At 58.7% G+C, this 4,800-nt stretch carries 5 protein-coding genes; all 5 read left to right on the top strand.

The window, feature by feature from the left end; all coding sequences use genetic code 11:
• A partial coding sequence (gene atpA, locus ACNQP3_RS29220) for a F0F1 ATP synthase subunit alpha (protein ID WP_416470704.1) occupies window positions 1–1,103 on the top strand: 1,103 nt, incomplete at its 5' end.
• Window positions 1,104–1,151: 48 nt separating this feature from the next.
• A complete protein-coding gene (gene atpG, locus ACNQP3_RS29215) occupies window positions 1,152–2,012 on the top strand; it encodes a F0F1 ATP synthase subunit gamma (protein WP_012274910.1) in 861 nt (286 codons plus the stop codon).
• 27 nt (window positions 2,013–2,039) lie between these two features.
• Complete coding sequence (gene atpD / locus ACNQP3_RS29210) at window positions 2,040–3,416, top strand: F0F1 ATP synthase subunit beta (protein ID WP_012274909.1); 1,377 nt, start codon at window positions 2,040–2,042, stop codon at window positions 3,414–3,416.
• A 43-nt stretch (window positions 3,417–3,459) separates the two neighbouring features.
• Entirely contained in the window at window positions 3,460–3,879 is a 420-nt protein-coding gene (locus ACNQP3_RS29205; RefSeq protein ID WP_012274908.1) for a F0F1 ATP synthase subunit epsilon, read from the top strand.
• Between the two features lie 120 nt (window positions 3,880–3,999).
• Window positions 4,000–4,800 (top strand): bifunctional N-acetylglucosamine-1-phosphate uridyltransferase/glucosamine-1-phosphate acetyltransferase (locus tag ACNQP3_RS29200; protein WP_416470703.1); only part of this gene is annotated, 801 nt, incomplete at its 3' end.

Here is a 4,800-nt window from a genome sequence, read left to right as displayed (position 1 = left end):
AGACTGGCTACAAATCCGTCGACGCCATGATCCCAGTCGGCCGTGGCCAGCGTGAGCTGATCATTGGCGACCGTCAGATCGGCAAGACCGCCATGGCCATCGACGCCATCATCAACCAGAAAGACTCCGGTATTTTCTGTGTTTATGTTGCTGTCGGCCAGAAGCGTTCCACCGTTGCCAACATCGTTCGCAAACTGGAAGAAAACGGCGCCCTGGCCAACACCATCGTGGTAGTTGCCAGTGCTTCGGAATCCGCCGCACTGCAATTCCTGGCGCCATACGCCGGTTGCACCATGGGCGAGTTCTTCCGTGACCGCGGTGAAGATGCCCTGATCGTTTACGATGACCTGTCCAAGCAGGCCGTTGCCTACCGTCAGATCTCCCTGCTGCTGCGCCGTCCACCAGGACGTGAAGCGTACCCAGGCGACGTGTTCTATCTCCACTCCCGTCTGCTGGAGCGTGCATCGCGCGTTTCGGAAGAATACGTCGAGAAGTTCACCAACGGCGCTGTGACTGGCAAAACCGGTTCCCTGACCGCTCTGCCGATCATCGAAACCCAGGCTGGCGACGTTTCCGCGTTCGTTCCGACCAACGTGATTTCCATCACCGACGGTCAGATCTTCCTGGAATCGGCCATGTTCAACTCGGGCATCCGCCCTGCAGTGAACGCCGGTGTTTCGGTATCCCGTGTAGGTGGTGCCGCTCAGACCAAGATCATCAAGAAGCTGTCCGGTGGTATTCGTACCGCACTGGCTCAGTACCGTGAACTGGCTGCATTCGCCCAGTTCGCTTCCGATCTGGACGAAGCGACCCGCAAGCAGCTGGAGCATGGTCAGCGCGTAACCGAGCTGATGAAGCAGAAGCAGTACGCGCCGATGTCCATCGCGGACATGGCTCTGTCGCTGTACGCCGCTGAGCGTGGCTTCCTGACCGACGTAGAAGTCTCCAAGATCGGCAGCTTCGAGCAAGCACTGATCGCCTTCTTCAACCGTGATCACGCTGAACTGATGGCGAAGATCAACGTGAAGGGTGACTTCAACGACGAAATCGACGCAGGCCTGAAAGCCGGTATCGAGAAGTTCAAGGCCACCCAGACCTGGTAAGCCGCAGCGGGGGCTCTGGCCCCCGCTTGCTAACCTGATAGGTGATACATGGCAGGCGCAAAAGAGATTCGCAGTAAGATTGCGAGCATCAAAAGCACGCAAAAAATTACCAGCGCCATGGAGAAAGTGGCGGTCAGCAAGATGCGCAGGGCACAACTGCGCATGGCTGCTAGCCGTCCTTACGCGGAGCGTATCCGCCAGGTGATCGGTCATCTGGCCAACGCCAACCCGGAATACCGTCACCCGTTCATGATCGAGCGCCCTGTAAAGCGCGCCGGTTATATCGTGGTGAGCAGTGACCGTGGTCTGTGCGGTGGCTTGAATACCAACCTGTTCAAGGCCCTGGTCAAGGACATGAACGAAAACCGCGAACAGGGCGTGGAAATCGACCTGTGCGTGATCGGCAGCAAGGGTGCGACTTTCTTCCGCATCTTTGGCGGTAACGTCGTAGCCGCGATCAGCCACCTGGGCGAAGAGCCATCGATCAACGATTTGATCGGCTCCGTCAAAGTGATGCTGGACGCCTACCTCGACGGCCGTATCGATCGCCTCTCGGTGGTTTCGAACAAGTTCATCAACACCATGACCCAGAAGCCAACGGTCGAGCAATTGGTACCGTTGGTGGCAACCCCGGATCAGGATCTCAAGCATCACTGGGATTACTTGTACGAACCCGACGCAAAAGAGCTGCTGGACGGCTTGATGGTGCGTTACGTGGAGTCGCAGGTGTACCAGGCGGTGGTCGAGAACAACGCTGCTGAACAAGCGGCCCGGATGATCGCCATGAAGAACGCCACAGACAACGCCGGTGATTTGATCAAAGAGCTTCAGTTGATCTACAACAAGGCGCGTCAGGCTGCGATCACCCAGGAGATCTCGGAAATCGTCGGCGGCGCTGCCGCGGTTTAACGGTTCACATATTCAGAGGATCCAGCTATGAGTAGCGGACGTATCGTTCAAATCATCGGCGCCGTCATCGACGTGGAATTCCCACGTGACGTCGTGCCGAGTGTATACAACGCGCTGAAAGTACAAGGCGCGGAAACCACCCTGGAAGTTCAGCAGCAGCTGGGCGACGGCGTGGTTCGTACCATTGCGATGGGCTCGACCGAAGGCCTGAAGCGTGGTCTGGATGTCGTCGACACCGGCGCTGCCATTTCCGTTCCAGTTGGTAAGGCCACTCTGGGCCGTATCATGGACGTACTGGGCAACCCGATCGACGAAGCCGGCCCGATCGGCGAAGAAGAGCGTCGCGGTATCCACCAGCCAGCGCCTTCGTTCGCTGACCAGGCAGGTGGCAACGACCTGCTGGAAACCGGCATCAAGGTTATCGACCTGGTTTGCCCGTTCGCCAAGGGTGGTAAAGTTGGTCTGTTCGGTGGTGCCGGTGTCGGCAAGACCGTAAACATGATGGAACTGATCCGTAACATCGCCATGGAACACAGCGGTTACTCCGTGTTCGCTGGTGTGGGTGAGCGTACTCGTGAGGGTAACGACTTCTACCACGAGATGAAGGACTCCAACGTTCTCGACAAAGTAGCGCTGGTCTACGGTCAGATGAACGAGCCACCAGGAAACCGTCTGCGCGTAGCGCTGACCGGCCTGACCATGGCTGAGAAGTTCCGTGACGAAGGTAACGACGTTCTGCTGTTCGTCGACAACATCTATCGTTACACCCTGGCCGGTACTGAAGTATCCGCACTGCTGGGCCGTATGCCTTCGGCAGTAGGTTACCAGCCGACCCTGGCTGAAGAGATGGGCGTTCTGCAAGAGCGCATCACCTCCACCAAGGAAGGTTCGATCACTTCCGTACAGGCCGTATACGTACCTGCGGACGACTTGACCGACCCGTCGCCAGCGACCACCTTCGCCCACTTGGACGCCACCGTCGTTCTGTCCCGTGACATCGCCTCCCTGGGTATCTACCCAGCAGTCGACCCACTGGACTCGACTTCGCGCCAGCTGGACCCGAACGTGATCGGCAACGAGCACTACGACACCGCTCGTGGCGTTCAGTATGTTCTGCAGCGTTACAAAGAGCTGAAGGACATCATCGCGATCCTGGGTATGGACGAACTGTCCGAAGACGACAAGCAACTGGTAGCCCGCGCTCGTAAGATCCAGCGCTTCCTGTCGCAGCCGTTCTTCGTGGCCGAAGTCTTCACCGGTTCGCCAGGCAAGTACGTTTCCCTGAAAGACACCATCGCTGGCTTCAGCGGCATCCTCAAAGGTGACTACGACCACCTGCCAGAACAAGCGTTCTACATGGTCGGCAGCATCGACGAAGCGATCGAGAAAGCCAAGAAACTGTAATTCCTGCGCCCCGCAAGGGGCGCTATCAGGTTGAGGCAAGCAGATGGCTATGACAGTCCATTGCGATATCGTCAGCGCGGAAGGAGAGATTTTCTCCGGCCTGGTCGAGATGGTAGTAGCGCACGGTAACCTGGGTGATCTTGGTATCGCTCCGGGCCACGCGCCGCTGATCACCAATCTCAAGCCTGGTCCGATCACGCTGACCAAGCAGGGTGGCACCCAAGAGGTGTTCTACATCTCTGGTGGCTTCCTCGAGGTTCAGCCGAACATGGTCAAGGTGCTTGCCGATACCGTGCAACGTGCTGCAGACCTGGATGAAGCGCAAGCTCAGGAAGCCCTCAAGGCTGCCGAGAACGCCCTGAATCTGAAAGGCGCGGACTTCGACTACGGTGCCGCCGCCGCACGTCTGGCCGAGGCCGCAGCCCAGCTGCGTACCGTTCAGCAAATGCGCAAAGGCAAGTAATTGGCCTTTGGCTGATCACTTCTATTGCGATTGAGTAAAAGGGTAGCCTCGGCTACCCTTTTTCTTTTTCTGTTTTCTCCCCCCGGTCTTTCACTGACCGCCCAGGATTGGTAGCCAGTAATGTCACTCGATATCGTTATTCTCGCCGCCGGCCAAGGTACCCGCATGCGCTCGGCGCTGCCCAAGGTGCTGCACCCGGTAGCCGGCAACTCCATGCTCGGCCATGTTATCCACAGCGCACGTCAACTGCAGCCACAAGGTATTCACGTGGTCATTGGCCATGGCGCCGAGCTGGTTCGCGAGCGCCTGGCCGCTGACGACCTGAATTTCGTCATGCAGGATAAACAGCTGGGTACCGGCCATGCTGTTGCCCAGGCTTTGCCAGCGCTGACCGCCGATACCGTGCTGGTGCTGTACGGCGATGTGCCGTTGATCGAAGTGGAGACCCTGCAGCGTTTGTTGGCCAAAGCCAATGATCAGCAACTGGGCCTGCTTACGGTCACGCTCGAAGACCCGACCGGCTATGGTCGTATCGTGCGTGACGAGCAAGGCCAGGTGACTGCCATCGTTGAGCACAAGGACGCCAACGATGCACAGAAAGCCATCAAGGAAGGCAACACCGGTATTCTGGCCCTGCCAGCCGCGCGCCTGGCCGACTGGATGGGCCGCCTGTCGAACAACAACGCCCAGGGCGAGTACTACCTGACCGACGTCATCGCCATGGCGGTGGCTGACGGCCTGGTGGTGGCCACCGAGCAGCCACACGACCCGATGGAAGTGCAGGGCGCCAACGACCGTCGCCAGCTGTCCGAGCTGGAGCGTCACTACCAACTGCGTGAAGGCCGCCGCCTGATGGCCCAGGGCGTGACCCTGCGCGACCCGGCGCGCTTCGATGTACGGGGTGAAGTGACCGTTGGTCGT

The organism is Pseudomonas sp. LFS074 (assembly GCF_047978165.1).
GTDB lineage: Bacteria > Pseudomonadota > Gammaproteobacteria > Pseudomonadales > Pseudomonadaceae > Aquipseudomonas > Aquipseudomonas putida_P.
This window is presented reverse-complemented; position numbering and strand designations above follow the sequence as displayed.

Bases quoted from the DNA above. Each gene is read 5' to 3' on its own strand.
- atpD (WP_012274909.1), top strand. From the start codon at position 2,040: ATGAGTAGCGGACGTATCGTTCAAATCATCGGCGCCGTCATCGACGTG.
- atpG (WP_012274910.1), top strand. From the start codon at position 1,152: ATGGCAGGCGCAAAAGAGATTCGCAGTAAGATTGCGAGCATCAAAAGC.
- ACNQP3_RS29205 (WP_012274908.1), top strand. From the start codon at position 3,460: ATGGCTATGACAGTCCATTGCGATATCGTCAGCGCGGAAGGAGAGATT.